The following is an 842-nucleotide window of genomic DNA, read 5'->3' as shown; positions in this document are numbered from 1 at the left end:
TGGCGCCCGTGGACCAGCCGTGGACGACGATGTTCCGTGCGCCGTAGCGGACGGCGTAGCGCAGGGCCGCGTCCAGGTCGCGCCACTCGCTTTCGCCGAGATGGGCGAGACCGTCCGGTGAGCGGGGTGCGCCGAGGTCGCCGCGGTAGGCGAGGTCGAGTACGGGGATCCGCATGCCGTGCAGGAACTCCATGACGACCATGGGGTGTTCGCGCGTGGCGCCCAGGCCGTGCACGGTGATCACCCAGGTGTCGCGGTCCGCGGGCACGAACCAGGCGGGCAGCCCGCCGAGCTCTCCGGGGATGTCGACATCGGCGTGGTCCAGGCCGAGCGCGGTGCGCGGGTTGCCGAGGTGGACCTGGGGGGTGAGCCACACCTTGGCGCCGGGGTCGAGGGTGCCGTGGGTGACGCGGTCGAGGCGGCGTACGACGGTGTCGGCCGTGTGCGGGGCGTCCTCGATGACCGGTCCGACGACGGCGTGGCAGCCGTGGCCGGTCAGTCCGTAGACGCCGGGGCGCTGCGAGGCGAGGTCGCGGGTCAGCGCGACCTGGTGGCTCGACGTGGCGTGCACGGTGAGGGCGGGCTCGGTGGGCAGCGGTTTGCCGGGCTCGACCTTCAGAGCGGCATCGCTGGCGTGGCGGCCGGCCGCGAGCATGGCCGCGCCGGCACCGATCAGGGCGGTGACGGCTGCTGCCGTCGCGGTTGCGGGGCGCACGGGTCCAGTGTCGGTGCGTAGGGGGTTGTCGGCCAGTGGGCGCTCGGACCTTGGCGGGTGCTCGGGGGTGCGGTCTCGTTGCCGAGTGCGGGTCGAGTGCGCCTGCGGCGGGCGGATTTCCCCTACC

General features: G+C 74.0%; 1 pseudogene. It reads right to left on the bottom strand.

Annotated elements, in window-relative coordinates:
* Positions 1-715: pseudogene (locus G6045_RS40695) on the bottom strand (hypothetical protein); the annotation flags it as partial.
* Positions 716-842 lie beyond the last annotated feature (127 nt).

It is taken from the genome of Streptomyces mesophilus (assembly GCF_011044995.1).
GTDB classification, from domain to species: domain Bacteria; phylum Actinomycetota; class Actinomycetes; order Streptomycetales; family Streptomycetaceae; genus Streptomyces; species Streptomyces mesophilus.
This window is presented reverse-complemented; position numbering and strand designations above follow the sequence as displayed.